The sequence below is a fragment of the Caulobacter sp. FWC2 genome (assembly GCF_002742625.1).
In the GTDB taxonomy this organism is placed as follows: domain Bacteria; phylum Pseudomonadota; class Alphaproteobacteria; order Caulobacterales; family Caulobacteraceae; genus Caulobacter.
This window is the reverse complement of record NZ_PEBF01000001.1, coordinates 2,774,860-2,800,097: the sequence shown is the minus strand read 5'-3', so window position 1 is coordinate 2,800,097 and position 25,238 is coordinate 2,774,860. Positions and strand designations below refer to the sequence as shown.

Genomic DNA, 25,238 nt, shown 5'->3' with positions numbered 1-25,238 from the left:
GGCCTTGGTCGCGTCCGCCTCCCGCGCCGATCGCGGCGACCTTTTAGTCGTCGTTCAAGGCGACGGCGCGAACCAGGTGGAGCACTTGGCGCCGAACCGCGCCGCGACCCAGGCGCGCAAAAAGCGCAGCGAGTTCCAGCCCCTCGGGCGTGTTGAGGAAGGACTGCACCGCTAGCGCTGATGCGTCGCCGGCGCCGTCCGGCGCGCCAGTCTGGGGGTCGGCCAGGCCTTCGAAAAAGTATGACACCGGCGTCTGAAGAGCCGTGGCTACAGCGTAGAGCTTGCTGGCGCTGATCCGGTTGGCGCCGCGCTCGTATTTTTGCACCTGTTGGAAGGTCAGGCCCAGGCTGTCGGCCAGCTGCTGTTGGCTGACCCCGAGAATTTTCCGGCGCATGCGAACGCGCGACCCGACATGCAGGTCCACCGGATTTGCGGCGGGGGCTAGGGCCTGAGCCATGGGCGTCTCTCTTCAGTGAAGCCAGAGGAGTGGACCAGGACGGTCAAGTTCTGCAACGCCGAACTTAAGTCGCCCATCCGACATGTTCTCGCAAGCGCGCAGACCGAGCGTCGGCGCTCTTGTGAAATCTTGTCCAGTGGGGGCGCGAAGTCTCTGCGGCCGAAGGTCACGTCCCGTTGGCGACGAGTTGTTAGCCATCGCCGAGCAAACTCCAGGTCTGAACCGAGATCGCGCCCATGTCGTCTTCCAACGTTGTCACCCTCGATCGCCATCACCCGCACGGACGCCCCGGCGAGTCCGAGCGCGCGCGGCTGGCGGGGCAGATCCACCTGCTCTCCGCGGCCTTGAACAACATGCCCCATGGGCTTTGCATGGTGGACGCAGACGCGCGGCTGATCCTGTGCAATCCAGCATTCACGGCCATGTACCGACTAACGCCAGCGCTCACCGCGCCGGGCACGTCGCGCGAAGCCATTCTTGAGCACGGGTTCTCCTCGGGCCAGGGTCCGATCTCCGGCGTGAGCGAGTATCTGGCGCGCAGCGCCGAGGCCCAGCCGGGCCAGTCGATCATCGGCGAACTGGCGCTGGCCGACGGACGCACCATCCGCATCTCCCACACCCCCATCGAGGATGGCGGCTATGTCGCCACCCACGAGGACATCACCGATCGGATCGCGGCCTCGGCCAAGATCGAGTTCCTGGCCTATCGCGACACCTTGACGGGCCTGCCCAATCGCACGGAGTTTCAGCGCAGCTTCGATGCGGCGGTCGAGGCGGCTGAACGCACCGGCGAGATGTTCGGCGTGATCATGATCGACGTCGACCATTTCAAGGACATCAACGATACCCTGGGCCACGACGCCGGCGACGCCCTGCTGCTGAACCTGGCCAGGACCCTGGGCAAGGCTTTCCGCCGCGGCGACACGGTCTCGCGCCTGGGCGGCGACGAATTCGCCGTGGTGCTGCGCGGCCTCAACGGGCCCGAGGACCTCCTGCGGCCGATCGAAGTGCTGCAGAGCCATCTTCGCAAGCCGGTCGAGCACGCCGGCCGCAGCTTCACGATCAGCGCCAGCCTTGGCGCGGCAATCCACGACGATCCCGACGCCGACCCATTGCACCTGCTCAAGAACGCCGACGTGGCGCTGTACGAGGCCAAGTCCGGCGGCCGCAACCGCTGCGTCGTCTTCAAGCCCTCGATGCGCACCCAGGTCGAACAACGCATTGAGCTCTTGCGCGAGGTGCGCCTGGCCATCGCCCAGGGCGAGTTCGACCTCTACTATCAACCCGTCGTCGACCTGGAGGCCAACGAGGTCGCCGGCTTCGAGGCCCTGATGCGCTGGCGCCATCCCGAGCAAGGCGTCTTGCCGCCGGCCGCCTTCATGGCCGCCTTCGAAGACACCGACCTGGCCCTGCAACTGGGCGAGGTCGCCTTCGAGCGCGCGCTTGGCCAGATGCGCGCCTGGATGGACGAAGGGGTCGAGTTTGGCCGCGTGGCGGTCAACATCTCCAGCGAGCAGTTCCGCACCGGGCGCCTGGCCAAGGATATCGCTGAAAAGCTGGCGGCCTGGAACGTGCCGGCCGACCGCCTGACCATTGAAGTCACCGAGAACGTCTATATGGGCTGGGGCGCGGACGTCGTGGCCGAGACGGTGTGCGCGCTGCACGCCACCGGGGTGCTCATCGCGCTGGACGACTTCGGCACAGGCTACGCCAGCTTGGCGAACCTGCGGCAATTTCCGGTCGATCGGCTGAAGATCGACAAGTCCTTTGTCCAGAACGCCGAGGATGACGCCATCGTCCGGGCCGTGATCAATCTGGGCGCCAGCATGGGCATGAAGGTCGTGGCCGAAGGCGTCGAGAGGCCCGACCAGCTGGCCGCGCTCAGCGCCTATGGCTGCGACCAGGTGCAGGGCTACCATTTCGCCAGACCAATGCCGGCTGGCGAGGTCGCCGGCTTCGTGCGGGGTTTTGGCCTGTCCTCATAGCGGGGCGAGGCGGCTAGGGTTTCGGGCGGCCGCTCGTCAGGGTCACTGACAGGCCGTCCGCGCCCCAATCGAACTCGAGCTTGCCATTCAGTTGCCGGGCCAGGCTGTTCATCAGCCGAGATCCAAAGCCGGTGCGCGACGGCGGGGCGGCCGGCGGTCCGCCGCGTTCCTGCCAGTCCAGGCTCCAGCCTTCGGAGGTCGAGGCCCAGCGGATATCGATGACGCCCTCGCGCACGGACAGAGCTCCATACTTGGTGGCGTTGGTCGCCAGCTCGTGGAGAACCATGCTGAGCGGTTGGACGTGGTCGGCGGGCAGGGGGATCTCGGCCCCCGACAGCCGCACGCGCGAGGCCGCGGTCACCGACGACAAAAGCTCATCGCGCACCACCTCGCCGATGGTCCCGCCCCGCCACTGGCTCTTGGCCAGGGCCGCCTGGGCCCGGGCCATGGCCTCGATGCGGCCGTGGATGGCCTGGCGAAAGGCCGCGGGGTCGGCCGCATCGGTGAGCCGCACGACAGACTGGATGACGGCCAGCGAATTGCGAGCCCGGTGATCGACCTCCCGCATCAGCAGGTCGCGCGCCTCTTCGGCGTGCTTGCGCGCGGTGATGTCGACCGAGGTGCTGACCAGGCCGGTGATCTGGCCGCCCTCGTCGCGGAGCGGGGCCTTGTTGGACTGCCAATAGGTGATCTGGCCGTCCGCCGTGGCGACGAACTCCTCGCGCTGGTCGGCCTGGCCACTGCGCATGACCTCTTCATCGCTGGCCATCAGCAAGCCGTCGGTTTCGCTCTGGCCGAAGATCTCCGCGGTCGTCTTGCCAAGCACCTCCGCGGGCTCGCGGCCCAGGAGCGCGAAAAGGCCGCGATTGGCCAAGGTCATCCGTCCGGCGCGATCCTTGGCGTAGACGATGCCCGGCGCCGCCTCGACGAACCGCGACAGCAGGTCGATGGCCTGGTCGCGTTGAGCCTCGATCGCGCGTCGGGCCTCGACATCGAGCAGGACGCCCGGGAAGCGCAAGGGCGCGCCGTCATCGCCGCGCTCGACGCGGCCATTGGCTTCGATCCAGCGGTAGCCCTGGGCCTGGCGCACGCGGTATTGGCACCGATAGGGGCCAGGACCGGCCAGGGCCGCGGCAATGGCCGCCTCGACGCGCGGCGCGTCGTCGGGGTGGATCGAGCCGAACGCGGCCGACAGCGGCAGGCCTTCCCGACACGCCTCGGGCGACAGGCCAAAGGCATGGGCGAAGCGCTCATCGGCGGTGATCGTGTCGGTGGGAATGTGCCACACCCAGGTGCCGATGATCGCGCCGGCGTCCAGGGCCAGCTGCACACGCTCGGATTCCTCGCGCAGCCGCCGCGCCAGGCGCTGGCGCTCGGTGATGTCGATGGCGGTGCCCACGACCCGAAGGCAGCGGCCGTCCGCGTCGAAGAGGCCTCGCCCCTTGGCCGCCACCCAGCGCACCGCCCCGTCCTCCACACCGACGGCGCGATACTCCACGTCGTAAAGCGCGCGCCGGGCCGGATCGGCGGCGGCGGCATAGGCCGCGGCCGTAGCGTCCAGATCGTCGGGATGCAGGCCGTCATAGAAGGTGGTCATCGAGACCGGGGCGCCCGGGGCGACGCCGAACATCGCCCGGACCCGATCGTCCCAGAAGAGCTCCCCGCCGACCTCGTCGACATCCCAAAGTCCGACCTCGGCAAACTCGGTGGCCAGGCGCAAACGCGTCTCACTGCCCACCAGGGCGCGTTCGGCTTCCACCCGCTTGGTGATGTCGGCGACCACGGCATAGACGCCAATGACCTCGCCGCCCGCATCGCGACGCGGAACATAGTCAACTTGGATGTCGCGCTGACCAAGGTCGGGATAGGCCATCCGGCTTTCGAAACTGACCCGCGCGCCGGCCAGGGCCTCCTCCAGGCGCGGGCGAACCTCGCCATAGGCCGGACCCAGGACCTCGGCGACCAGCCGGCCGTTGATCTGGTCGCGCGGCCTGCCAAACCAGGTCTCGTAGGCATGGTTGACGAAGCTGTAGCGCTGCTCGCGATCCACATAGGAGATCAGCAGGGGCACCGCGTCGGTGACGCTGCGCAGCTCGTCGGCGGCCTGGCGCACCTCCGCCTCGGCGCCGACACGCTCGACAAAGGCCCAGGACCGCTCGGTGACTTCACGCACCAGCGCCTGCTCGCGATCGGTCCAAGCATGCGCTCCAGCGTGGTGCACCGCCATCAGGGCGCGCAGCCGTCCGTCGCGCACCAGCGGCATGCAGATCGTCGCGCCGATGCCGATGGCCTGGAATGTGGCGGCCTCGTGTGGGGCGATCTCGACGCGGTTGTCGTTGATGACCAAAGGCAGGCCGCGCGACAGGTTTTCCACGGCCCGTCGCCCGAAATCGGCCAGGCGGTAACGCCCCACGATCGAGCGCGCGCCAGGCGCGGCCCAGTCCCCGCGGATGGTGAAGCCGTCCTCGTCTTCGTCCATGTCGGCATAGGCGCAGACGCTCACCCCCATCTGCTGTCCCAGGAGTTGCGTGGTCTGGACCATGACCGCGTCGGCGCTGGCCAAGGCCGAGGTCGCGCGGGTCAGCCGGTCGAGGAACAGCAGGGTGTCCTCGCTCTCCTGGCGCGCGGCGCGTTCGAGAGCGAAAGTGGTGGTTTCAACGCAGACGCAGAGGACCCCCGGAATGCGGTCGTCGGCCGGGATCGGACTGTAGGAGAAGGTGAACCAGGCCGGTTCGAGCGTCCCGCCGCGATCAAGATCGACCTGCAGGTTCTCGAAGAACGAGGCCTGGCCGGCGAAGGCGGTCTCGATCACCGGCTCGATCTGCGCGCGCACCTCGGGCCAGACGTCCCAGAAGCCTCGCCCAAGAGCCCCTGGGTGCTTGTCTCCCAGGATGGCCCGATAGGCGTCATTGTAGATCAGGGCCCGCGCTGGACCCCAGACCAGGAACATCGGGAAGGCGGCGTTGAGCAGAACCTCGATCTGCTGGCGCAGGGCGTGCGGCCACTGGCTGGTCGGACCCAGAAGATCTTGCCGCCAATCGCCGGCCGCGAGCCGTTCGGCGACATCCCCGCGAGCCGCGAGCGGTCTATCGTTCGAGATCATAGGGCGCGGCGCGGTCCGACAAGGGTTGAAGGGCGGGGAGCCCTTCCTTGCAACAGACCGCCCCGCTGGACAACGTCAAAGCCAAGCTCGGGTTGCGAGGTCATCTTTTGATATCGTCGGTTCATTGCGTCGCTCGCCGCCGCTTACGCCCGGTCTCTTTCAAGGCTTGATCGGCCGGCTGAGGAACGGCGAGCCGGCCAGACCGTAGCGCCAGGGCTGGTGCGCCGCCTTGGTGATGCCGATGCGGGGTCCGCTGGCGATCTGCGCCCGATCCGCAGCCAGCGCGAGGGTGAAGGGCGGGGCCGTCATCTCAAGTCCGTTGTGCTCGGCCCCGACCGCTAGCGCCTGGCAGAGCCGGCCCGGCCCAGACGCCAAGCGCCGAAGATCGGTCAGGCCGCGACGGTCGATCATCCGGTCGATGCCCGTCAGCGGCTCCAGGGCCCGAAAGAGAACCGCGCCGCCGGGACGCGACCCGCAGACCAGGTTCAGGCACCAATGCAGCCCATAGGCGCGATAGACATAGGCCCGCCCGACCGGGCCGAACATCGCCGCGTTCCGTGGCGTTTGTCCGGCGAAACTATGGGAGGCGGGATCCTCGGCGTCGTAGGCCTCGGTCTCGACCACCCGCCCGCCCACGCCGTCGAGCATCAGGGTCGCGCCGATCAGCCGCCGCGCGGCCGCTTGCGGCGTCAGCGCCAGCCAATCGATCATGGCGCACGCCGGGCGCCGCCGCGACGGCCCGGTGCTTGAAGCAAGGCGATCATCAGCGAAACCTTTCCCCGCGAGCGCGGTTTGAGGAGCGTGAGGCGCGCCGACGTCGCCTCGCGCCTTCACAGGCACGCCCGTCCTGGGCGCGCTGGATAAGGAAAGCCCGATGCTGGAAACCGTTTCAGCCGACCCGGCCCAAGCCGCGCCGATCCCCGCGCCCGCCGCGCCGGAGGGCGCCGATCTTCTGGTCAGGGCCCGGCCCCATGACCAGGCGTTCTGGGACCGTCACCCACAGGTGGCGACCTACAAGGTGACGATGAAGGCGGGGGAAGCGGACCTTGCGCTGTGGGACGTGCTGGTCTGGCTCAAGCCCGGTGTCGCGCCCGCTCAGGAGACCGTGCCGGTCAATCACGCCATTCCCGCCCGCCAGGCGGACGCCACCTTCATCGCGCACGCCGCCCACGACCTGGGCTTTTTCGCAAGCCACCCGGATCTCGCCGCCTGGCGCGTCTCGCTCGGCCTCAACCCGGAAGGCCCCGGCGCCGTGCATGAGATCGAGGTCTGGATGGCCACGCCCGCCTGACGGGGCGGCCGGTTCAGGCGATCTGGTCCAGCCGGCACTGCCGCGGCGCCTTGTCGGGCCGAAACCGGATCAACCGCGTGCCGTGGCGAAAGCGCCCGCCCGAGACGTGGTCGAACGAGACCTCAACGACGATCTTGGGGTCCAGCGGCGTCCACTGACTGGAGCGTTCGCTCGCCCATCGACTTGGGCCGCCCGGCGCGTCTCCGGTAAAGCCCTCGCCGCCGGCCAGGGCTTCCAGCCGTTTGGTCAAGGCGACGCGGTCGACCGCCGCCAGGCCCGACGTGAAGCCGACATGGTCCAGGCGGCCGTCATCATTATAGAGGCCCAGCAGCAGCGAGGCGACCAGACCGCTGTCCTTGCCGTAGCGAAAGCCGCCGACGACACAGTCGGCCGTACGCTGGCGCTTGACCTTGATCATGGCGCGCTCGCCCTCGACATAGGGTCCGTCGAGCCTTTTGGCGACGATCCCTTCGAGCTTGCCTTCGTCAAGCCAGGCCTGGGCCAAGGCCGGGTCATCGGCACCCGGCGTCAAGCTGAGGCCCTCACCGGTCAGCCCGCTTAGGAGATCCTCCAGGACGGCCCGGCGGCGGGTGAGCGGGGCCGGGCGCAGGTCCTCGCCGTCGGCGGCCTGAAGCATGTCGAAGGCGGTCAGGCTGGCGGGGGTTTCCGTGGCAAGGCGCTGGATGCGGCTTTGGGCCGGATGCAGTCGCAGCTGCAAGGCCTCGAACGAGGTCTGGCCGCCGATGGCGATCAAGAGCTCGCCATCCAGAGCGAAGCTGTCTTGCGGCAGGGCGGCCAGACGCGCGACCACTTCTGGAAAGTAACGGGTCAAAGACTTGCCGGACTTGGCCTGCAGGACGACCTCGGGGCCCTGGCGGAACGCCAGGCAGCGAAAGCCGTCCCACTTGGGCTCGTACCACCAGCCAGGCTCCGTCGGCAGCGTCGCGGCCGACCGCGCTTCCATGGCCTGGGCGCTGGTGAGCCGCACGCGGGGACGGCTCATGCGAGGCGGGCCGGTGGCTGCGTTGTGGACGGCGAAGCTGGCGTGTCCGCGCCACGGGATCGTGTGGTCATCTTCGCTCCTCGTCGTTTGAAGAAGGGCCGGGCCAAATCTTGGTTCCGCTTGGCGGCCTAGCGGCCGCTGGCCGAGCCGGTCCAGAGGGCCCGGCCCTCGCTGTCTCGAACCGCGAGCTCCACCGTGATGGCGCGTCCGTTGGAGAGCGCCCGGTCGCGGACAATTTCGGAAAGGAGCAGCAGGGCCTGGCGAACGGCCGCGCCGTCATCGGCGGCCTCGGCGACCTCGGTCGCCGCCGCCCCGTCGCTCAAGATGTCGAAGTGATAGGTCCTCATCGCCGGCTCCTCGGCGCGCGAGGTCCGCTGGGCCGCGCAGGACGACGCCGAAGGCGGCGGATGATCATCATGTCGCTGCTCCCTAAGCTCAGCCGCCGGAGTCACGGGCGTGACGCGCCGGTGGATGAACAATGCCTCCCCAAGCCAAATCGCCGCCGCCCGGACCGTTCCAGGCCTTCATCCAATCTGGCGCGTCAGGCCCTAGCGAGGCGCTTTTTGGTCGGCCGCGACAATCAATTGATCGTCGCGTCTAGGCGGTCTGGCCCGCCATCGCGCGATAGACGCCACCGGCGCTTTCCGGATCGCATTGCGGCCGCAGGACATCGGGGTCGAACGCGCCCAAGGCGGCCAGGCGTTCCCAATCCTGGATGTGCAGCGCCCCGTTTCGCAAGGTGGCCAGGCCTTCGTCGCGAAGGGTGCGCAGAACGCGATGGATGTGAATGGCCGAAAGCCCCAGGGCGTCGGCGATATCGCTTTGCACCGCCGGCAGCGCGCAACGGCCATCCCCCGCGAGCGCCAGCGCCTTCTGACGCCAATAGACCTCGCAAAGCAGATTGGCCGTGCGCGCCGCGGCCGACCTTCGACCAAGACTGACCATCCAGTTGCGCTGGATGCGAGCCTCGGTCAGCACGGCGCGGCAGAGCGCGGCCACCAGGCTTGGATGATCTTGCAGCAGGGCGCGGACGTCTCCGCTGCTGAGCGAGCGGACTTCGCAGGGCCCCAAGGCGCGCACCTCGTGATCGCAACCGACAAAGAGACCGGCAAGATCGATCAGGTCGCCGGGGACGGCCACGGCGAAGATCTGCCGCCCGCCCTCCGGGAGCACCGCAACCTTGATCGCCAAGCCACGCGCCAGCAGGCGCAATTTGGAGCGCGCGCCGGCCGCGAAGATCACTTGGCCGGGCTCGAAGGTTTCCGCCTTCTGGTCACAGGCCGCCAGTCGTTCGCGCACGCCGTCGCGCAGCGGGCCGAAGCGATCCAGGCTGGCGATCAGAAGGCGGCTCACAGGGACTCCTGGGACCGGGCGCGGGCGATCACGCCGATGCAGCGCTCATCGCGCCAGACCTCGACCCGATCGCAGCTGCGATGCTCGGCGAGCAGTTCGCGCGCGCGCTTTTCCGGATCGGCCACATCAATGTCGATATCGACGAACGTGGACGTCCGATCACCGGCGACGCCGAGAAAGATGAGGCTGGGGAGCAAGAAAACCTCCGCGTGAGCCCGAACGGTTAAGCCCATCGGCGGCGGCGCGCGTTGATCTAGGTTATTGGCGCTGATCTTTTGATCGGCCATTGGGTGGACGCTCGCCCACATCGCAAACCGGAGAGGGACGGTTGCTCCCAGACAAGCCCATGGCCCCATCCTCGGCGATCGCGCCACTGATCGAAAAGATGGCGCGGCGCGACGCGATCTCGCCGGCCGAGCGCCAAGCGCTCTCCACCTTGCTTGGGCCGGTTCGCACCGTGGCCGCCGGCAAGATGCTGATCGAACCGGGCGACCGTCCCAGTTTCAGCACCTTCCTGGTGAGCGGCTTATGCGCCCGCTTCAGCCTGACGCCGAACGGCGGGCGCCAGCTCACCGAGATCAATGTGCCCGGCGACTTCGTCGATCTCCACAGCATGCTCATGCGCCAGATGGATCACGGCGTCATCGCCTTGGCCGACTGTGTGATCGCACCGGCGGCGCATGACGATCTGCGTCGCCTGACCGAGACGGCCGCGCACCTGACCCGGCTTCTTTGGCTGGAGACCGTGGTCGACGGCGCCATCCACCGTCAATGGCTGGTGACCCTGGGCCAGCAGAATGCCGCCAGCCGCATGGCCCATCTCGTTTGCGAACTCTATTGCCGCCTGGAGGCGGCGGGCCTGGCCTGCGACCAAAGGTTTGGCCTGCCGATCACCCAGGCCGATCTGGGCGACGTGCTCGGCTTGAGCCAGGTCCATGTCAACCGCGTGCTGATGGAGCTTCGGCGGCAAGATCTCCTGGAGTGGAAGGCGGGCCAGGTGACGATCAAGGATTGGCCTGGCCTGGTTCGTCTTGGGGCGTTCGATCCGACCTATCTTCGACTGCATCGTGATGCGGTCTGACGGGATTGCGCCGTCCTAAATGGGGCGATGTCGCAAGCGAGCCGTCACGCTGTGTGGCGCGTTCCAGCCACGGCTCAACGAGTTTGGAACCCAAGCCCGAGCTTGACCTTATTAGGCCTGCGACAGCCGCGCTGACGACGGGGCCTGTCTCGCAGCGTTTGATTTTGGAGGGTCGAATGGCTTTGCAGCATGAGGCGGCGGACGAGGCGCGCTTGTCTGGCCGGGCCATGGCGCTTCAGGCTCTGCTGGCTCACCTTGACGCCCAGGCCTATGACTTCGTCACGCCCACGCCATCGGTCGGACGTCGCGCGGTCGAACGCGGTCTGTCGCGAGGCTCGCCCGTGCGCGCCATCTTCGGCTGGAGCCAGGCCTTCGAGCGTCATGCCCTGGAACCGGCGTTGTTCGAGCTGCTGCGGGCGGCGGACGCGCTGGATCAGGAGGGCGACCGGTTCAGAAGCCGCGTACGGGTGTCACGCCTGGCCGGCATGCTGTTCCTGCATTCCGCCTTTCCGGCCAAGGCGAGCGACGCGGTGTTCCTGGGCCCTGACTCCTATCGCTTCGCGCGTTTCATCGCGCAATCGGCCCGCGACGACAGTGTCCTGTCGATCGCGGAGATCGGCTGCGGCGCCGGGGTCGGAGGCTTGGCGGCCGCCCGGCTTCACCCAGCGGCGCGGCTGGTGCTGGGGGACGTCAACACCCGGGCGCTGGAACTGGCGGCCATCAACGCCGCCCATGCCGGCGTGGTCGCCGAAGCGCGGATCAGCAACGGCATGGCGGGTCTGCACGGTCCCTATGATCTGATTGTCGCCAATCCGCCTTACGTCGCGGGCGAGTCGGGGCGCACCTATAAGGACGGCGGGGACATGCACGGCGCGCGCCTGTCGCTGGACTGGGCCGGACAGGCGCTGGGGCGGCTAAGCCCGGGCGGCAAGTTCGTGCTCTATACCGGCAGCGCCATCCTCGACGGCGGGATCGACGCTTTTCGGGTCGCGCTGGAAGGCCTGGTGGCGGGATCAGCCTATCGCCTGACCTACGAGGAGCTCGATCCCGACATCTTCGGCGGCGAACTGCGACGCGAGGCCTATGCGGATGTCGAGCGTATCGCCGCGGTGGGGGCCGTGATCCAGCGCAACGGCTAGCCGTCGGAAGGGGCAGGCGGTATCGGCTGGCCGTGCGGCCGCCGGGTCGTCAGGTTCAAGCCGTCGCCGCTGGCCAACACGTGCAGGCGGACGTCGAAGATCGACAAGGCCCTTTCGGTCTTGGCCTCGGCGATGTTGGAGGCGCTGACGCCCTCGGCGTCGACGACATAGACCGCGCCGCTGCCAATCACCGTGAAGTCGTCCCCCTGCAAGACGATGGCGGTGTCCTCGTCGATGCCAACACCCAGCACCCGCGGGCTCTGCGCCACCGCGCCCAGGAGCCGCCCGATGCGACCGCGCTCGGCGAAGTGCTGGTCAATGATCGTGTCGCGCACCAGCCCCAAGCCCGGCGCCATCTGCAGATCGCCGATGCGATGGGTCTCTGCGCTGGCGCCGCGGACCATCATCGTGTCGCTCATTACCGAGGCGCCAGCCGAGGTTCCGGCCAGGACGCCGCCGGACCGCCAGATCTCGCGGATGCGCGCTTCGATCGGCGTGTCGCCGATCTGGCTGCTGATCCGCAACTGGTCGCCGCCTGAGAAGAACACGCCGGCCGCGCCGTCAAGCAGGGCCAGCTTGGCGGCGTCGTGGGTCTCGGCGCGGTCTTCGATATAGAGCTCGACCAGGTCGGTGACGCCCAGGGACCCGAAGGCCTTCTGGTAGGTCTCGAAATAGCCTTCCGGCGCATGCGAGGCGATGGTGGCCACGACCAGCCGGCCGCCGTTGAGACGCTCGGCGACGGCCTTGAGGATGATCTTGTCACCCTCCTTGTCCTCGTGCCCCCCGATGATGATCAGCGGGCCTTCGATGGTGGATGCGGTGGTCATGGGTAGTCTTCCTGGGCGTCTTGCGCCCGGTTGACGAAAGCCCGGGCGGGTTGGCCCGCGCGGGCGTGGGCGACGGCGAACTGGGCGCTGTTGTGACCCCAATCGACGCGGCCTTCGGTGTCGATGACGATCAGTCCGGCCTCGCCGCCGACCCGGGCGAGATAGGTCAGAGCCGCCTGGATCGCGGCGCCCGGCGGCATCGCTTCCAGGCTGTGCATCAGGCGGGCGGCCAATGTCGTGCGGATCAGGCTCTCGCCATCGCCCGACAGCGAGACCCCGCCAACGACGTTGTCGGCATAGAGGCCGCAGCCGGGTAGGGGGCTATCGCCGACCCGGCCCGAATGACAGCCGGTCAGGCCGCCCGTCGAGGTTCCGGCCGCGATATTGCCGTGGCGATCCAGCGCCACGCAGCCGACCGTGTCGCATCCGGGGTCTCCGGGCCGCGCGACGATCAGGTCGGCGGGATCGCAGAGTTCGCCGCCGTGCGCGCCAGCGAAGGCTTCGGCCCCGGCGCCCACCAACAAAACCGGCGTCCGCGACAGCAGGGCGGCGGCCACCGAGATTGGATGCCTGAGCGTCTTGACGGCCGCGACGCCGCCCACCGCCAGAGTCGCGCCATCCATGATGGCCGCGTCGCACTCGACCTCGCCCGCGGCGTTCAACACCGCCCCATGTCCGGCGTTGAAGGTAGGGTCCTCCTCCAGGGCCCGCACCGCCATCTCGACGGCGGCGATGGCGGCGCCGCCGGCCTCGAGGATGGCTTGCCCGGCCGCCAGGGCCAGCAGGCAACCGCGCCGGTGCGCGTCTTCCAGGCCCGGCGGAATGTCCTTGGCGCCCCCATGGACGATGATCGCCCAGCCGGTCTCAGACATGGACGCCAGCCGCCTCGAGGCCGTGCGGCGCGGCCAGGCCCTGCGGCTGAAAGGCGGTGACTTGGCGCCACGCCGCGTCCACCGCGGTCGGGAAGACCAGGACGAGGTCGCCGGGCGTGGCCATGCGCAGCGCCGCGTCGATCGAGCGGCTCTCGCTGAGAATGCGGTGCAGGTGATCGGTTGGGAAACCCGCGTCCAGCGCCCCCTTCGTCAACAGCGACAGCACCGAACCGGCCGGACGACCCCGTCCGTCCGGAAGTTCGCGGAAGATCAGCTCGTCGAACATCTCCGCCGCGATCGCGCCCATCTCCAGGATGTCCTCGTCGCGCCGGTCCCCAGGGATGCTGACCACGCCGATCACCCGGCCGACGGTCGGCCGCAGCTTGGCGACAAGGTCACCCATGGCCCGCATGGCTCCGGGGTTGTGGGCATAATCGACGATGACCCGAAAACCGTGGGCGTCATGGACGTTGAACCGGCCCGGGTTCTCGGCGTGCGAGGAGGTGAAGGCGCGCAGAGCCTTGGCCATCTGCGCGGGACTGGCGCCCAGGCCGTGGCCAGCGGTGATCGCCGCCAGCGCGTTGGCGACGTTGAACCGGGCCATGCCGTTCAGCGTGGCGGGGATCTCGTCGGCGTGGATCACCGGGATGCGCCGGCCCTTGTCGTAGAGCACCAGTTCACCGCCGCGCACCGAGGCTTCGCGCGCGGCCAGCAGCCCGCCTTCGGCCACGTGTTTTTGCAGGAAGGGGCTCAAGTCTTCGAAGCCGCCGCTCAGGGTGAAATAGGCGATGCGACCGCCGGCGTGCTTGGCCATTCGCAGAGTCAGGGGATCGTCGCCATTGAGGACGCTGACGCCCCGCCGCGAGACCGCTTCAGTGACGATCGACTTCAGCGAGGCCAGGTCCTCCAGCGTCTCGACGCCCTTCAGCCCCAGATGATCGGCGGTGACGTTCAGGACGACGCCGACGTCGCAGCGGTCGAAGGCCAGGCCTTCGCGCAGCATTCCGCCGCGCGCGGTCTCCAGCACCGCCACATCGACCGTCGGGTCGCGCAACACCATGCGGGCGCTCTTGGGGCCGCTGGCGTCGGCCTCCACGACCCGCTCGTCATTGACGTAGACGCCGGTGGTGTTGGTCAGGCCCACCGTCTTGCCCATCTCGCGCGCGATGCGGGCGACCATGCGCACGACGGTCGACTTGCCGTTGGTGCCGGTGACCGCGACGATCGGGATGCGGCTACGGGCGCCAGGTGGGAAGAGGTCGGCGACCACGGCCTTGGCCACGTCGCGCGGCTGGCCTTCGGAAGGCTCCAGGTGCATGCGGAAACCGGGCGCGGCATTGATCTCGACGATGCCGCCGCCGGTCTCGCGGACCGACCGCGTGATGTCGGGGGCCATGAAGTCGATTCCGGCCACGTCGAGCCCCACCGTCAGGGCGGCGCGGCGGGCGATGGCGGCGTTGTCGGGATGAATGATATCGGTGCGGTCGATTGCCGTGCCGCCGGTCGAAAGGTTGGCGGTGGCGCGCAAAGTGACCACGGCGCCGGGCTCAGGAACCGCCTCCAGCGAAAGATCGACCCGCGCGAGCATCTCGCGGACCTGGTCGTCGACGACGATGCGGGTCATGACCTGCTCGTGGCCAATCCCGCGTCGCGGGTCCTTGTTCACGCTTTCGATCAGTTGGGCGACGGTGCTTTGGCCATCGCCGATCACCCGGGCCGGCACACGCTCGGCCACGGCTGTGACCTGGCCGCCGACCACCAGGATGCGGTAGTCGCGACCGACATATTGTTCTTCGACGATCACCCGGCGGCCGTGCTTGATCGCCTGCTCGTAGCCCCAGCGCACCTGTTCGGGCGTCTCCAGGCCCAGGCTGACGCCCCGGCCGTGGTTGCCATCCAGGGGTTTCAGGACCACCGGGCCTTTGATCCGTTCGGCCTGGGCGAGGGCCTCTTCGAGCGTGCGCACGACGCCGCCGCGTGGGACGGGCACCCCCGCCGCCGCCAGCAGTGTCTTGGTCAGAGCCTTGTCGCCGGCGGTCATCACGGCGATGTGGCCGGTCTGGCCCGTGATGCTGGCGCGGATAAGCTTGCGTCGCGCGCCCCAGCCCAACTGGACCAGGCTCTGGTCGTCCAGACGCTGGACCGGAATGCCTCGGCGGCGCGCCTCGTTGACCAGCGAGCGCGTGGTCGGGCCTAGGGTCTCGCGCCGGGCGATCGTGCGCAGGTGCTCCAACGTGCGACGCAGGTCGAAGAAAGGCGGAGTCAGGTCACCGATCGGCGGCGCGATCCGATCGAGCCCCGCCAGGCCCTGCAGGTCATGCGGCAGCAGGCTGTGGACCAGTTCGACTGCGGCGCGGCCGGCGGCGCGGCCCAGGCCTTCGCCTTCATAGACGTAGAGGATGTTGTAGACGCCGGGCCGGCCCTTGACCGACCGCGTCTTGCCCCGCCCGGCCTCGACCCCGGCCAACTTCTGCAGTTCCAAGGCGACGTGCTCGATCACGTGGCCCAGCCAGGTGCCTTCACGCATCCGCAGCAGCAGCCCGCCGTGCGATTTGTAGGAGCAGCCGTGAGCCTCCAGGCCCGGCAGGGCGACCATCAAATGATCGGTGAAGCCGGGGATCCGGTTGGTCGGCCAGGCCTCCAGGGGGCCCAGGTCCAGCTGGATCCGCATCATCGGCCGGTTGGCGTAGAGATGAGGTCCGCGATAGGTGGCCGCTTCGAGAACGCGCATCATCCTAAGCCGCCTTGGCGCGGGTTTCGGGGGAGGACGACGCGACGCGTTCCGCCCGCGTCGAGACGATGTGATGGATCACCAGGGCCGCCGCCAGCTTGCGGCTTCCCGCCACGCCCTGGGCGCGGACGCGGCCCGACTGGTCGCAGGCGCGCCAGGCCCAAGTCCCTGAGCCTGTCGGCGAAATCGAGAAGCCGATCATGGTGTCGTGACCGTCGGCACGACCGCTCGCGCCGCGATCGGCCTGGCGCCAGCTTGATGGAGCGTTGAGGGCGCTCATGCGGGCGCGCCCAAGGGATAGGCGAAGTCGGCGGGCGTCCAGGTTTCGGTCAGGCCCGGGACGCGGCGCGGACGTACCTTGACCTTGACCTCCTTTGGCCAGAGCCGCGCCAAGGCCCGCGCCTCGGCGATCGCTTGCCGCCGCGCCGTAAAGAACAGGACCTCGCCGGTGTCGGCGATCTTCACGCACCAGCCCCCGTCAAAGGGCGAGACATCGAAAATGCTGGGCATGACGCTTACTCCGCCGCGTAGACGAGCGGGTGGGTGTGGGCCCACAGATGGGCGCGATAGGTCTCGAAGCACTGCTCGCCACAGATCAAGCGCATGATCGCGCCCTCGGCGATGAACCGCGCCCGGGTCGGATCCTCCGCGACCAGCGGGATCAGCGCTTCGGCGTTCCAAGCCTTGGAGTGCTCCACGTCGAGATGGGCGTGCAGGGCGAAGTACTTGCGCGCGTCGGGCGAGACGCCGACGCGCTTGAGGCCCGCATCGACACAGGCCACGCGGGTTGGGGCGGTCAGCTCGACCACGCCCAGGGCGCCGATGGAGTGCCAGGCGTAGCGCCGCGTCGTGGCGAAGGCCGTCATGGTGTTGGCAAGGCACAGCGACTGCCAGAGCGTGGCGTCGATGGTGGGCGAGAGGCCCAGGGTGGCGCTGGTGCGCTCCAGCATCGGACCATGCATGCCCTTGGCGTTGCCTCGGCCCATTTCGTCCCAGTAGTTGCGGGCCAGTTCGAGCTTGGCGCGGTCGGGGATCTTGACCTGGGTGAGGCGACCAGGTCGTCAAACCCAGCCTCGCCGGCCGCTTCCTGGGTCAGGAACCACTTGAGGTCTTCGAGCGACGCCGAACCTTCCAGCCAATCGAACAATGGGTCCCACTGGCCGGGGCCGTGATCCTTGAGCGCTTCGAACCAGGCGACGAAGGCCTCCGCGTCCTCAGGGACCGTGTCGACGAGGTGGGCGATGTGGCTCCGGAAGGCTTCTATGAACTCGCCTTCCACGCGCTTCATCCGCCGTTCCTCGTCGATCGTCTCGCGCCAGGTCTCGATGGGCGCTTGCGGCGAAAGCCGGTGATGGTTCCAGTGCGCCAGGCCCTTGTGCAGGGCCTCGGCGTCTGGAAATTGAGGACTAAAGGCGCCGAGGCGCGAAAGACGTTCGCCACCAAACATGGTTGCTCTCCTGGCGAGTGGGGAAGCGTTCGACTGCGTCTCGCGCATGATCATCTCCTCCCGGTTTTGACTTGAACCGCACTTTTTGGCGGCGAGCAGCTCAAACGGAGCCCTGCGCCTGGCGTTCCAATGTCGGGAATGCTGCGCAACCAAAGCCCCGGAAACCGGGCCCCAGCCGTGGTCCGGTCCTGCCCATCTCTTCATTTGATGAGTTGGGCGGGGCACAACCTTGGCTGTCGGAACAAGGGGCGGCTCGGACTGTTGATCTGCGGAATTGAGGAGATCGACGATGTCTGAAGAGACCATCGCCCGCACGCTTGAGAGTGACGCGCCGCTGACCGCCGCGGTGCACCAGCGCGACATCGCCCATGAGGTCGCCGAAGAGCGCGGTTGGCACGAGGCGGCCCTGGTCGGCCGCACGGTGACCATCAATCGTCCGCGGGCGGAGCTCTACGCCTTCTGGCGCGATTTCCGGAACCTGGCGCTCTTCATGGAGAACGTGGAGAGCGTCACGCCCGGCGACGACAAGCGCTCGCACTGGGTGGTCAAGGCCCCGGCCGGCAAGACCGTCGAGTGGGACAGCCTCTTGACCGAGGAGGTCGAGAACGAGCTGCTGGCCTGGGAGTCCGTTGAGGGCGCCGACATCAAGAATGCCGGCCGCATCGAGTTCAAGGACGGCCCGCCGGGGCGCGGGACCGAGGTCACCGCCACCATCGTCTACGAGCCGCCGGGCGGCGATCTTGGCAAGCTGATCGCCAAGCTTTTCCAGAAGGAGCCGAAGATCCAGGCGCGCCGCGAGCTGCGCCGCTTCAAGCAGTTGATGGAAACCGGCGAGATTTCCACGGCCAAGACCCCCGAAGCCGCGCCGCAAGGCTGATCCAACACAAATTTCTAGACGGAGACGCCCATGCGCGCCCTGACCTGGCACGGCAAACACGACGTCCGCATGGACACCGTGCCCGACCCCAAGATCGTCAATCCTCGCGACGCGATCATAAAGATCACCTCGACCGCCATCTGCGGATCGGACCTGCACCTCTATGACAGCATGATCCCCTCGATGGAGAAGGGCGACATCCTGGGCCACGAGTTCATGGGCGAAGTCGTCGAGACCGGGCCAGGCTCGACCCTGCAGAAGGGCCAGCGGGTGGTCGTCCCGTTTGTGATCGCCTGCGGCAAGTGCTTCCACTGCGAGAAACAGCAGTTCTCGGGCTGCGAGAACTCCAATCCAGCCGAGACGCAAGATCTAGGCGAAATCGCCTACGGCACGGCGATGACGGGTTTGTTCGGCTATTCGCACATGACCGGCGGCTATGCCGGCGGCCAAGCCGAGTATGTCCGGGTGCCCTATAGCGACGTCGGGCCGATCGTCATTCCCGATGGCCTGGAGGACGAGAAGGTTCTGTTCCTGTCCGACATCCTGCCCACCGGCTGGATGGCGGCCGAGAACTGCCAGATCGAGCCGGGTGACACGGTGGCGGTCTGGGGTTGCGGTCCGGTCGGGCTGTTCGCCATCCAGAGCGCCTTGATCCAGGGCGCCCACAAGGTCATCGCCATCGACCACCATCCGCACCGCCTGGAGCTGGCCAAGTCGCTCGGCGCCCAGGTGATCAACTACCACGACGTCAAGGTCCGCGAGGCTCTGATGGCCATGACCGGCGGCATCGGGCCGGACGCCTGCATCGACGCGGTCGGCATGGAGAGCCACGGCTTTTCGATCGACAACGTGGTCGACGCGGTCAAGGTCGCCACGCGTCTGGGCACCGACCGCGCCCACGTCCTTCGTGAGGTCTTGATGGCGTGCCGCACCGGCGGGCGGGTCTCGATCCCGGGCGTCTACGGCGGCATGGGCGACAAGATCCCGATCGGCGCGCTGATGGAGAAGGGCCTGCAGATCCGCACCGGCCAGACCCACGTCCAAAAGTACCTGCGAACGTTGTTGGACCTGATCGGCGAGGGGGTCATCGACACCACCTTCCTGATCAGTCACCGCCTGCCGTTGGAGCGCGCGCCGGACGGCTACAAGATGTTCAAGGAAAACCAGAACGAGGTGACCAAGGTCGTCCTCAAGCCTGAGTGGGAAAAGGAAGCCGCCTGATGATCGAGGATCTTCGCCCCCTGGCCGTCGTTACCGGCGCCTCGTCCGGCATCGGCTACGAGCTGGCCCGTCTGGCCGCCGAAGACGGCTACGACCTGGTCATCGCCGCCGACGAGCCCTCGATCGTCGAGGCCAAGGACGCCTTGGAGCAGCACGGCGGCAAAGTCGAGGCCCTGCAGGTCGACCTGTCGACCACCGAAGGCGTCGACAAGCTGCTCGCCCTGATCGGGGGGCGACAGGTCGACGCCCTGATGGCCAATGCCGGCCGGGGCCTGGGCCACGGTTTCCTCGATCAGGATTGGGCTGAGGCGCGGTTCGTGATCGACACCAATGTCACCGGCACGGTCTATCTGATCCAGAATATCGCCCGCGACATGCGCGAGCGCGAGCGGGGTCGCATCCTGATCACCGGCTCGATCGCCGGCCTGATGCCGGGATCGTTCCAGGCCGTTTACAACGGCACCAAGGCTTTCCTCGACAGTTTCGCCTGGGCGTTGCGCAACGAGCTGAAGGACACCGGCGTCTCGGTCAGCTGCCTGATGCCGGGTCCGACCGACACCGAGTTCTTCGAGCGCGCCGACATGCTGGACACCAAGGTCGGGGCCGATCCGAAGAAGGCCGATCCGGCCGACGTGGCGCTGACCGGCTACCGCGCCATGCAGAAGGGCGAGGGCGACGTCGTGGCGGGCTTCAAGAACAAGCTGCAGGCGGCGGTCGCGGCGGTCACCCCGCAGAGCGTTCTGGCCGAGCAGCACCGCAAAATGGCCGAGCCCGGCTCAGGTAAATCGTGATGGCGATTGAACCGCCATTCCGCGAGTCCGTCCCAAAACCCTCTCCGGCGCCCGCCCAGGACGCAGGTCTGGAAGCGCCCTTGGCGCCGACCGCCGATCCGACGCGCAGGGCGTCCTACACGCACGACCCCGACGCGACCGATCCAGGCAACGGCGCCGACTGACGCGCCGGACGTGCGGGCGCGAGCGGTGTGGGGGGCGGATTCATCTCTATCCGCTCAGGTGTGAGATCAGAGCCGTCGCGTCCTGCGGCGCGGCGCTTTTGATGTCGTTGTCGAAGTAGTTGTAGACCGAGATCCCAGCGGCTTTACAGGACCCGATCCAGTCGGCCCAGGCGCGCAGATCGCTTGGCGCGTAGCGTCCATGGTAATGTCCGCCGGGCCCATGTCCTCGCACATAGGCGAAGTCTGCGGTGGTTTCCCAGGGGGATGGCGCGTCGTGGTGGTCGGAGACGCAAAGCGCCACGCCGTGGTTGCGAAGAATGTCTAGGATGGCCGGCTCGTGCCAACTGGGGTGCCGAAACTCGACGGTCACGGGCTGACCCTTGGGCATCCAAGCCAAAAAGCGGTTGAGACGTTCATCATCCCGATGAAGCATGGGCGGGAGTTGGACAAGCGCCGGGCCCCGCTTTTCGGCCAGGGGCGCCATGCGGCCAAACACCAGATCGACGCTCTCCTTGCAATCCTTCAGCTTCTTGTTGTGGGTGATGTAGCGCGACACCTTCCAAGCGAAGAGGAAGCCATCAGGAACTTGGTCGGCCCAGGCCTGGACAGCCTTGTCCGTGGGCAAACGGTAGAAGCTAGCGTTGATCTCCGTCGTGTCGAAAACGCTCGCGTAATAGGTCAACCGATCCTTCAGTTTGACCTCGTTGGGATAGAAGGGGCCACGCCAGTCGTCGTAGGCCCAGCCCGAGCAGCCAACACGCGCGACTTTATCCATGTAGTCTCCCTGCGGTCGCCGTCGGCCGCCCTTGCCGTTGAAGCTCCGTTCGTGGCGGCGGCGCCAGGACGCGTTCGGCTCTGGCGGCGACGGCCGATCCTCAACAGCGGAGCGCTTAGGCGATGCCGGCGCCGCCGGTCACGCCGTAAACTTCCCCGGTGATGAAGCTGGCTTCCTGCGAGGCCAGGAGAACATAGACCGGCGCGATCTCGACAGGCTGGCCGGGTCGGCCCAACTGGGATTGCTCGCCAAAGTGCTGAACCTTTTCCTGGGTTTGCCCGCCGCTCGGCTGCAGCGCCGTCCAGAACGGGCCGGGCGCTACGGCGTTGGCCCGCACCCCCTTCTTGATCATTTGCTTGGCCAGCGCCTTGGTGAAGGCGACGATGCCGGCCTTGGTCGTGGCGTAGTCGAGCAAACCCTCGGATGGCTCATAAGCCTGGACGGAAGCCGTGTTAATGATGGCCGCTCCCGGCCGCAGGTGGGGCTCGGCGGCCTTGGTGATCCAGAACATCGCGTAGAGATTGGTCTTCAGCGTCTGGTCGAACTGAGCGCTGGAGATGTCCTCGATATCGGGTTGGGTCACTTGCTTGCCGGCGTTGTTGACCAGGATGTCGATCCCGCCCAGACCCGCGACGGCCTGGGCGACGAGCTCACGGCAGAACGCTTCGTCGGTGATGTCGCCGGGCAAGGCGATCGCCTTGCGGCCTTCGGCCTCGATCAGGGCGATGACCTCGCGCGCGTCCGGTTCCTCACTGGGTAGATAACCGATCGCCACGTCCGCGCCCTCGCGCGCGAAGGCGATTGCCGCAGCGCGGCCGATCCCGGAGTCCGCCCCCGTGACCAGCGCCTTGCGTCCGGCCAGGCGCCCCGACCCTCGATAGCTGGTCTCGCCGTGATCGGGGCGAGGCTCCATGCGCGCGGCTAGGCCGGGCGCGGCTTGGGGCTGGGGCGGGAAGGGCGGCTTGGGATATTGCTCGCGCGGATCCTGCATCGTCAGACGGCTGTCTTGGCTCATGGTTCCTCTCCGCGTGGTGTTCCAAGCACCCAAACGAGATGGTCCGGCTGCTGTTCCGTCCGCGCTGCCGACCAACCTGGATGATGTTTCGCGAACGTCTCTCAACTGGCTGAAAGCGGGAACATCGGCCAAACGTCGCCGTTGCTTGGGTTCACAGACGCCGCTGTCCCGAGGAGATCATGCCATGGCCACCGCCGCCCCCAAGCTCGACGCCGTCGCACTACTGAAAGCCGACCACCGCAAGGTCGAAGACCTGTTCGCTCAATTCAAGTCCGCCAAGGGCGACGGCAAGAAGAAGGCCTTGGCCGAGCAGATCTGCATGGAGCTGACCGTTCATACCAAGATCGAGGAGGACATCTTCTACCCGGCCTGCGAGGGCAAGGTGGAGGAAGACCTGCTGAAGGAGGCCTATGTCGAGCACGACGGCGCCAAGGTGCTGATCGCCGAGATCGAGGCGGGCGGTCCGGACGACGAATTCTATGACGCCAAGGTCAAGGTGCTGTCGGAGATGATCGAGCACCACGTCGAGGAAGAGGAAAAGCGCGTCGAAGGCATGTTCAGCCAGGCCCGCAAGGCCGGCCTCGACATGGACGCCCTGGGCGAACAGATGGCCGCCGAGAAGGAACAACTGATCGCGACCTACAAGGCCGGCGGCTTGCCCGTGCCCGAGACGCCGACCCTGGAGGGCACGAGGCTCGCGGCCCACTGATGGACAAGCTGTTCGCGAAATTCGCGAACGCCACGGCCAAGGCGACGGGGAGCCCCGTCGCCTTTCTGCTGTGCGTCGCGGCGGTGCTGGTCTGGGCGGCCTCGGGGCCGGTCTTCAAGTTCTCCGAGACCTGGCAGCTGGTGATCAATACCGGCACGACCATCATCACCTTCCTGATGGTCTTCCTGATCCAGAACACTCAGAATCGCGATGGCGCGGCGGTACAGACCAAGCTCGACGAGTTGATCCGCGCCTCAGACGCCCAGGACGAGTTCATGGGCATCGAAAAGCTGACCGACAAAGAGCTGGAGGCGCTCCATGCCCGGTGTCAGAAAGACGCCGAGCGCAGCGCCAAGATCGCGGCCCGGGCACAGGCCGAGCGGAAGTCGCGCCAGCAGCCGAAGGCCAAGGCGGCGACCAAGAGCCGAGCCGCCAAGCCCAAGAGCTCGGCTTCGCCCGCCGCGCGCCAACGCCGATGACGCCGCCCGAAGCCCAAAGTCCGAGCGCCCGTGGTGACATGGCGCGGCATGTCGAGGATTCGGTGGACGCGGTCGCCAAGCTTCATCGCGAGCACTATGGCAGCGCCACCGGACTTCAACGATCCATCGACAAGGTGACGGAGCGGCTCGGCCGGCCCGCCGCTCCCCTGGCCTTGATGACGGTGGTGATCGGATGGGCCGCTTACGCAGCGTGGCGCGGCGGCGGCGCCGTGGATCAACCGGCCTTCGCCTGGCTTGAGTTGGCCGCGACCGTCGCGGCCTTTCTGGTCTCGATTCTGATCCTGGTCACCCAACGACGTGAGGACCAATTGGCGGACCGTCGCGCCCAGCTGACCTTGGAACTGGCGTTATTGGCCGATCGCAAGAGCGCCAAGATCATCCAGCTTCTCGAGGAGCTGCGCCGGGATCAGCCCGACGTGGCCGATCGGATCGATGCGGAATCCGACGATATGGCCAAGCCCACTGATCCCGAGGCTGTCGCGGCCTCGATCGCCGACAAATCCGGCGGCGACGCGCCTTCTTAGGGGGGGCGACCTCGGGCCATTCGGGCTCGTCGACGTTCGCGGCGACCCGATCTTGGCCGACAATGCGCCCCACAGCCAGATCCGTGGTGACATTGCCAAGGGTGCGGAAGAGGTCCGGGACGGTCTCGACAGCCAGGAGAACGGGCAGGGCGGTCAGCGGCACGCCCATGGCCAGGCAGACCGGACCGATCGTCGCGAAGAACGACACCTGGGCCGGTAGACCGACTGCCGCCAGGCTCACCGCGGCCGCTACCATGACACCCACGCACAGCGTGGCGGGCGACAGGGCGACCCCGTGAAGATGCGCCAGGTAGATGGCCACGGCGATGTTCGCCGCGGCGCTCGCGGCGCGAAAGATCGACACCGCAAGCGGAAGGACGACTTCCGAGGTCCCCGGTGATGTGCGCAGGGCCCCCGTCGCGGTGATCATTGCCGGAAGGCAGGCCAGCGAGGACTGCGTGCCCAGGGCCACGGCCTGGACCGGCAAAGCGGCCTTGGCAAAGGTAAGAGGAGAGATACGTCCTGCCAGCGCGACCAGGACATAGGCCGCCAGGGTGATCGAAAGGCAGGCGGCGACCACGATAAGGACGTAGTGCGCGAGAGCGCCAGCCGCGCCCAAGCCCATCTGGACGCCCACCCCAAATCCGAGCGCCAAAACGCCGACAGGGCCGGCGAGCAGCACCCAGCGGACGATCACCAACATGGTCGCCACTACGGCTTCGAAGAACGTCGTCAGCGACCCGCGTAGCGGCGCGTCGATGCGGCTGGCGGCGAACCCGAAGAACAGGGCAAAGACCACCAAGGGCGCCATGCTCATCTCGGCGGCGGCCTTGACGGGGTTGGCGGGTATGATGCCGCTGAACCAAGCTCCCGCTTCGGCGATCACCGGCGCGCCCGCGCCGGCCGTGCGCAGTGAGCCGCCGCCGGCGGGAACCGGGACCCAAGCCAGCGCCAAGGTGGTCAGTGTGGCGCTGAGCGCGCAGGCGGCGACGAGCAGGACGACGAACCACAGCATCGCGCGGGTCGCTACACTTCCGGCCGCAGCACTGGAGGCCGCCGATCCGACGCCCGTGACGAGGAGACTAAACACAAGGGGCACGACCGTCATCGTCAGGGCATCAAGCCACAGCTGTCCAACCGGCGTACTGATAGCCAACAGCAGCTCGCGGGTCGGCGACGCGCCCCCGCTTAGGGTCGCGCCGGCCAGGAGACCGACGACGAGCCCAAGAAGGATGCGCGTGGACGAATTATTCCAACGTCCGGTGACCGAGCCTCGCCGTGATGAGTCCATCGTCCTGCCCTCCTTTGAGCAAGCCAAACGACGGTGGAAGGCATTGGCTCCCCCGGCCCAGACGGGACGTTGTAGAAACAGA

At 67.7% G+C, this 25,238-nt stretch carries 26 protein-coding genes and 1 pseudogene; 11 read left to right on the top strand and 16 right to left on the bottom strand.

Annotation, left to right across the window (positions count from 1 at the left end; genetic code table 11):
• Positions 1 to 43 precede the first annotated feature (43 nt).
• On the bottom strand, positions 44 to 457 hold the full coding sequence (locus tag CSW62_RS13415; protein WP_099578554.1) for a helix-turn-helix domain-containing protein: 414 nt from the start codon (positions 455 to 457) through the stop codon (positions 44 to 46).
• A gap of 236 nt (positions 458 to 693) precedes the next feature.
• Here CSW62_RS13415 and CSW62_RS13410 point away from each other — a divergent pair, with 236 nt between their 5' ends.
• A complete protein-coding gene (locus tag CSW62_RS13410) occupies positions 694 to 2,442 on the top strand; it encodes a bifunctional diguanylate cyclase/phosphodiesterase (protein WP_099578552.1) in 1,749 nt (582 codons plus the stop codon).
• Positions 2,443 to 2,455: 13 nt separating this feature from the next.
• Here CSW62_RS13410 and CSW62_RS13405 read toward each other — a convergent pair whose 3' ends face one another.
• Together CSW62_RS13405 and CSW62_RS13400 are read right to left on the bottom strand one after the other, a co-directional pair.
• The gene (locus CSW62_RS13405) at positions 2,456 to 5,545 is read right to left on the bottom strand and encodes a PAS domain-containing protein (RefSeq protein WP_099578550.1); all 3,090 of its coding nucleotides are present in this window, start codon (positions 5,543 to 5,545) and stop codon (positions 2,456 to 2,458) included.
• 159 nt (positions 5,546 to 5,704) lie between these two features.
• Positions 5,705 to 6,256: a DNA-3-methyladenine glycosylase gene (locus tag CSW62_RS13400; protein ID WP_099578548.1), complete on the bottom strand. Its 552-nt coding sequence runs from the start codon at positions 6,254 to 6,256 to the stop codon at positions 5,705 to 5,707.
• Between the two features lie 163 nt (positions 6,257 to 6,419).
• Between CSW62_RS13400 and CSW62_RS13395 the strand changes: the two genes are divergently transcribed.
• On the top strand, positions 6,420 to 6,836 hold the full coding sequence (locus CSW62_RS13395; RefSeq protein WP_099578546.1) for a hypothetical protein: 417 nt from the start codon (positions 6,420 to 6,422) through the stop codon (positions 6,834 to 6,836).
• Positions 6,837 to 6,849: 13 nt separating this feature from the next.
• On the opposite strand, the gene CSW62_RS13390 is transcribed toward CSW62_RS13395, so the two are convergent.
• The 4 genes from CSW62_RS13390 to CSW62_RS13375 all read right to left on the bottom strand — a co-directional run bounded on the left by CSW62_RS13390 (position 6,850) and on the right by CSW62_RS13375 (position 9,479).
• The gene (locus CSW62_RS13390) at positions 6,850 to 7,839 is read right to left on the bottom strand and encodes an ATP-dependent DNA ligase (protein ID WP_099578544.1); all 990 of its coding nucleotides are present in this window, start codon (positions 7,837 to 7,839) and stop codon (positions 6,850 to 6,852) included.
• A gap of 128 nt (positions 7,840 to 7,967) precedes the next feature.
• Complete coding sequence (locus CSW62_RS13385; RefSeq protein ID WP_099578542.1) at positions 7,968 to 8,186, bottom strand: hypothetical protein; 219 nt, start codon at positions 8,184 to 8,186, stop codon at positions 7,968 to 7,970.
• A gap of 250 nt (positions 8,187 to 8,436) precedes the next feature.
• On the bottom strand, positions 8,437 to 9,192 hold the full coding sequence (locus CSW62_RS13380; RefSeq protein WP_099578540.1) for a Crp/Fnr family transcriptional regulator: 756 nt from the start codon (positions 9,190 to 9,192) through the stop codon (positions 8,437 to 8,439).
• A complete protein-coding gene (locus CSW62_RS13375; RefSeq protein ID WP_099578538.1) occupies positions 9,189 to 9,479 on the bottom strand; it encodes a hypothetical protein in 291 nt (96 codons plus the stop codon). Before CSW62_RS13375 ends, CSW62_RS13380 begins: the two co-directional genes overlap by 4 nt.
• A gap of 59 nt (positions 9,480 to 9,538) precedes the next feature.
• On the opposite strand from CSW62_RS13375, the gene CSW62_RS13370 reads away from it, so the two are divergent.
• Entirely contained in the window at positions 9,539 to 10,273 is a 735-nt protein-coding gene (locus CSW62_RS13370; RefSeq protein WP_099578536.1) for a Crp/Fnr family transcriptional regulator, read from the top strand.
• Positions 10,274 to 10,449: 176 nt separating this feature from the next.
• Positions 10,450 to 11,412 (top strand): methyltransferase, encoded by a 963-nt coding sequence (locus CSW62_RS13365; RefSeq protein ID WP_099578534.1) that lies wholly within the window; start codon positions 10,450 to 10,452, stop codon positions 11,410 to 11,412.
• Here the strand turns inward: CSW62_RS13365 and CSW62_RS13360 are convergent.
• From CSW62_RS13360 to CSW62_RS26955, 6 genes are read right to left on the bottom strand one after another with little or no spacing between them, the layout of a single operon-like run.
• Positions 11,409 to 12,239, bottom strand: coding sequence for a cyanophycinase (locus CSW62_RS13360; protein WP_099578532.1), 831 nt, complete (start codon positions 12,237 to 12,239; stop codon positions 11,409 to 11,411). The two genes, CSW62_RS13365 and CSW62_RS13360, sit on opposite strands and share 4 nt — an antisense overlap.
• A complete protein-coding gene (locus CSW62_RS13355; protein WP_099578530.1) occupies positions 12,236 to 13,111 on the bottom strand; it encodes an isoaspartyl peptidase/L-asparaginase family protein in 876 nt (291 codons plus the stop codon). Before CSW62_RS13355 ends, CSW62_RS13360 begins: the two co-directional genes overlap by 4 nt.
• Entirely contained in the window at positions 13,104 to 15,845 is a 2,742-nt protein-coding gene (gene cphA / locus CSW62_RS13350; protein WP_199170598.1) for a cyanophycin synthetase, read from the bottom strand. Before cphA ends, CSW62_RS13355 begins: the two co-directional genes overlap by 8 nt.
• A 1-nt stretch (position 15,846) precedes the next feature.
• Positions 15,847 to 16,122 (bottom strand): hypothetical protein, encoded by a 276-nt coding sequence (locus CSW62_RS13345; RefSeq protein WP_099578528.1) that lies wholly within the window; start codon positions 16,120 to 16,122, stop codon positions 15,847 to 15,849.
• Positions 16,119 to 16,352 (bottom strand): hypothetical protein, encoded by a 234-nt coding sequence (locus CSW62_RS13340; protein WP_099578526.1) that lies wholly within the window; start codon positions 16,350 to 16,352, stop codon positions 16,119 to 16,121. The genes CSW62_RS13345 and CSW62_RS13340 overlap by 4 nt, the downstream gene beginning before the upstream one ends.
• 5 nt (positions 16,353 to 16,357) lie before the next feature.
• The gene (locus CSW62_RS26955) at positions 16,358 to 16,828 is read right to left on the bottom strand and encodes an iron-containing redox enzyme family protein (RefSeq protein ID WP_233206681.1); all 471 of its coding nucleotides are present in this window, start codon (positions 16,826 to 16,828) and stop codon (positions 16,358 to 16,360) included.
• 182 nt (positions 16,829 to 17,010) lie between these two features.
• Between CSW62_RS26955 and CSW62_RS26950 the strand changes: the two genes are divergently transcribed.
• The 4 genes from CSW62_RS26950 (at position 17,011) to CSW62_RS13320 (ending at position 20,178) form a co-directional block, all read left to right on the top strand.
• The gene (locus CSW62_RS26950) at positions 17,011 to 17,364 is read left to right on the top strand and encodes a hypothetical protein (RefSeq protein ID WP_233206680.1); all 354 of its coding nucleotides are present in this window, start codon (positions 17,011 to 17,013) and stop codon (positions 17,362 to 17,364) included.
• A 214-nt stretch (positions 17,365 to 17,578) separates the two neighbouring features.
• Positions 17,579 to 18,166, top strand: coding sequence for an SRPBCC family protein (locus tag CSW62_RS13330; RefSeq protein WP_099578524.1), 588 nt, complete (start codon positions 17,579 to 17,581; stop codon positions 18,164 to 18,166).
• Positions 18,167 to 18,196: 30 nt separating this feature from the next.
• Complete coding sequence (locus CSW62_RS13325; protein ID WP_099578521.1) at positions 18,197 to 19,387, top strand: zinc-dependent alcohol dehydrogenase; 1,191 nt, start codon at positions 18,197 to 18,199, stop codon at positions 19,385 to 19,387.
• A complete protein-coding gene (locus tag CSW62_RS13320) occupies positions 19,387 to 20,178 on the top strand; it encodes an SDR family oxidoreductase (RefSeq protein ID WP_099578519.1) in 792 nt (263 codons plus the stop codon). Before CSW62_RS13325 ends, CSW62_RS13320 begins: the two co-directional genes overlap by 1 nt.
• A 210-nt stretch (positions 20,179 to 20,388) precedes the next feature.
• On the opposite strand, the gene CSW62_RS13315 is transcribed toward CSW62_RS13320, so the two are convergent.
• On the bottom strand, positions 20,389 to 21,117 hold the full coding sequence (locus CSW62_RS13315; protein WP_099578517.1) for a DUF72 domain-containing protein: 729 nt from the start codon (positions 21,115 to 21,117) through the stop codon (positions 20,389 to 20,391).
• A gap of 115 nt (positions 21,118 to 21,232) precedes the next feature.
• Positions 21,233 to 22,132, bottom strand: coding sequence for an SDR family oxidoreductase (locus CSW62_RS13310; RefSeq protein ID WP_099578515.1), 900 nt, complete (start codon positions 22,130 to 22,132; stop codon positions 21,233 to 21,235).
• 184 nt (positions 22,133 to 22,316) lie between these two features.
• On the opposite strand from CSW62_RS13310, the gene CSW62_RS13305 reads away from it, so the two are divergent.
• The 3 genes and pseudogenes from CSW62_RS13305 to CSW62_RS27475 form a co-directional block, all read left to right on the top strand.
• Positions 22,317 to 22,841, top strand: coding sequence for a hemerythrin domain-containing protein (locus CSW62_RS13305; protein ID WP_099578513.1), 525 nt, complete (start codon positions 22,317 to 22,319; stop codon positions 22,839 to 22,841).
• Positions 22,841 to 23,320 (top strand): low affinity iron permease family protein, encoded by a 480-nt coding sequence (locus CSW62_RS13300; RefSeq protein ID WP_099578511.1) that lies wholly within the window; start codon positions 22,841 to 22,843, stop codon positions 23,318 to 23,320. The genes CSW62_RS13305 and CSW62_RS13300 overlap by 1 nt, the downstream gene beginning before the upstream one ends.
• A pseudogene (locus CSW62_RS27475) lies at positions 23,317 to 23,709 on the top strand (DUF1003 domain-containing protein); the annotation flags it as partial. The gene CSW62_RS13300 and the pseudogene CSW62_RS27475, both read left to right, overlap by 4 nt.
• A gap of 7 nt (positions 23,710 to 23,716) precedes the next feature.
• Here the strand turns inward: CSW62_RS27475 and CSW62_RS13290 are convergent.
• Positions 23,717 to 25,156: a dicarboxylate/amino acid:cation symporter gene (locus tag CSW62_RS13290; RefSeq protein ID WP_099578507.1), complete on the bottom strand. Its 1,440-nt coding sequence runs from the start codon at positions 25,154 to 25,156 to the stop codon at positions 23,717 to 23,719.
• Positions 25,157 to 25,238 lie beyond the last annotated feature (82 nt).

Coding starts and splice junctions, on each gene's coding strand:
- CSW62_RS13415 (WP_099578554.1), bottom strand. CDS start 457: ATGGCTCAGGCCCTAGCCCCCGCCGCAAATCCGGTGGACCTGCATGTC.
- CSW62_RS13410 (WP_099578552.1), top strand. CDS start 694: ATGTCGTCTTCCAACGTTGTCACCCTCGATCGCCATCACCCGCACGGA.
- CSW62_RS13405 (WP_099578550.1), bottom strand. CDS start 5,545: ATGATCTCGAACGATAGACCGCTCGCGGCTCGCGGGGATGTCGCCGAA.
- CSW62_RS13400 (WP_099578548.1), bottom strand. CDS start 6,256: ATGATCGATTGGCTGGCGCTGACGCCGCAAGCGGCCGCGCGGCGGCTG.
- CSW62_RS13395 (WP_099578546.1), top strand. CDS start 6,420: ATGCTGGAAACCGTTTCAGCCGACCCGGCCCAAGCCGCGCCGATCCCC.
- CSW62_RS13390 (WP_099578544.1), bottom strand. CDS start 7,839: ATGAGCCGTCCCCGCGTGCGGCTCACCAGCGCCCAGGCCATGGAAGCG.
- CSW62_RS13385 (WP_099578542.1), bottom strand. CDS start 8,186: ATGAGGACCTATCACTTCGACATCTTGAGCGACGGGGCGGCGGCGACC.
- CSW62_RS13375 (WP_099578538.1), bottom strand. CDS start 9,479: ATGGCCGATCAAAAGATCAGCGCCAATAACCTAGATCAACGCGCGCCG.
- CSW62_RS13370 (WP_099578536.1), top strand. CDS start 9,539: ATGGCCCCATCCTCGGCGATCGCGCCACTGATCGAAAAGATGGCGCGG.
- CSW62_RS13365 (WP_099578534.1), top strand. CDS start 10,450: ATGGCTTTGCAGCATGAGGCGGCGGACGAGGCGCGCTTGTCTGGCCGG.
- CSW62_RS13360 (WP_099578532.1), bottom strand. CDS start 12,239: ATGACCACCGCATCCACCATCGAAGGCCCGCTGATCATCATCGGGGGG.
- CSW62_RS13355 (WP_099578530.1), bottom strand. CDS start 13,111: ATGTCTGAGACCGGCTGGGCGATCATCGTCCATGGGGGCGCCAAGGAC.
- cphA (WP_199170598.1), bottom strand. CDS start 15,845: ATGATGCGCGTTCTCGAAGCGGCCACCTATCGCGGACCTCATCTCTAC.
- CSW62_RS13345 (WP_099578528.1), bottom strand. CDS start 16,122: ATGAGCGCCCTCAACGCTCCATCAAGCTGGCGCCAGGCCGATCGCGGC.
- CSW62_RS13340 (WP_099578526.1), bottom strand. CDS start 16,352: ATGCCCAGCATTTTCGATGTCTCGCCCTTTGACGGGGGCTGGTGCGTG.
- CSW62_RS26955 (WP_233206681.1), bottom strand. CDS start 16,828: ATGGGCCGAGGCAACGCCAAGGGCATGCATGGTCCGATGCTGGAGCGC.
- CSW62_RS13330 (WP_099578524.1), top strand. CDS start 17,579: ATGTCTGAAGAGACCATCGCCCGCACGCTTGAGAGTGACGCGCCGCTG.
- CSW62_RS13325 (WP_099578521.1), top strand. CDS start 18,197: ATGCGCGCCCTGACCTGGCACGGCAAACACGACGTCCGCATGGACACC.
- CSW62_RS13320 (WP_099578519.1), top strand. CDS start 19,387: ATGATCGAGGATCTTCGCCCCCTGGCCGTCGTTACCGGCGCCTCGTCC.
- CSW62_RS13315 (WP_099578517.1), bottom strand. CDS start 21,117: ATGGATAAAGTCGCGCGTGTTGGCTGCTCGGGCTGGGCCTACGACGAC.
- CSW62_RS13310 (WP_099578515.1), bottom strand. CDS start 22,132: ATGAGCCAAGACAGCCGTCTGACGATGCAGGATCCGCGCGAGCAATAT.
- CSW62_RS13305 (WP_099578513.1), top strand. CDS start 22,317: ATGGCCACCGCCGCCCCCAAGCTCGACGCCGTCGCACTACTGAAAGCC.
- CSW62_RS13300 (WP_099578511.1), top strand. CDS start 22,841: ATGGACAAGCTGTTCGCGAAATTCGCGAACGCCACGGCCAAGGCGACG.
- CSW62_RS13290 (WP_099578507.1), bottom strand. CDS start 25,156: ATGGACTCATCACGGCGAGGCTCGGTCACCGGACGTTGGAATAATTCG.